The 854-nt window shown below is 62.3% G+C and carries 1 protein-coding gene; it reads right to left on the bottom strand.

Features of this window, described 5'->3' with window-relative positions; all coding sequences use genetic code 11:
* Positions 1 to 151: 151 nt before the first annotated feature.
* Positions 152 to 854 (bottom strand): IS256 family transposase (locus ACZYOF_RS44005; protein WP_463719624.1); only part of this gene is annotated, 703 nt, incomplete at its 5' end.

An 854-nucleotide genomic window follows, 5' to 3' on the forward strand; every position in this document is an offset into this window, starting at 1 on the left:
GGTGTCGATCCCATGGTGGCTAACAGTGGCCGGGCAGCAAGCTCTGTCAAGGCCGTAGCCGCCGCAGGCGGGGGCCGCAGGCCCGCCTTGACAGAGCTTGCTGATCGGCCAAACTCGGGCCGCCGGATAAGACGGCCGATCGACACGTTGGTCATCGCGCTGATCCCGGAAAACGCGAGCCGAACTGAATGGCGAACTGGCCCATGGCGGCAGTCCACTCGACGCCCCGCCGCCACCTCAATCCGGCGTTCTTGATGGCGAGATAAAGCAGCTTCAACGCTGCGTCGTCGTTTGGAAAGCTGCCGCGGGTCTTGATGATCTTGCGCAAGCTACGGTGCAGCGCCTCGACCGCGTTGGTCGTGTAGATCATCTTGCGGACACCAGGAGCGAACGCGAAGAACGGCACGACCTGTTCCCAGGCGCGGCGCCAGGCCTGGCCGATCGCCGGATAGCGCTTGCCCCATTCGTCCTCGAACTCCTCGAGCCGGACCAGCGCCATGTCGGCATTCTCGGCCCGGTAGATTGCCTTGATGGCAGGCAGGATCGCCTTGCGATCCTTCCAGGCTACAAACGCCAAGCTGTTGCGGATCAGGTGCACGATGCAGGTCTGCACCACGGTCTGCGGATAGACCGAGGCGATCGCCTCGGGAAAGCCCTTGAGCCCATCGACCACCGCGATCAGGATATCGTTGACTCCACGCGTCTTCAGGTCGTTGACGACCTTGAGCCAGAATTTGGCACCTTCGGTCTGCTCAATCCACAAGCCCAGAACCTCCTTCTCGCCGTCCGGATTGAGCGCCAGCGCGACATAGACGGCCTTGTTCTTGACCATGCCTTCATCGCGAATCTTGACC

The organism is Bradyrhizobium sp. LeoA1Lang (assembly GCF_055413685.1).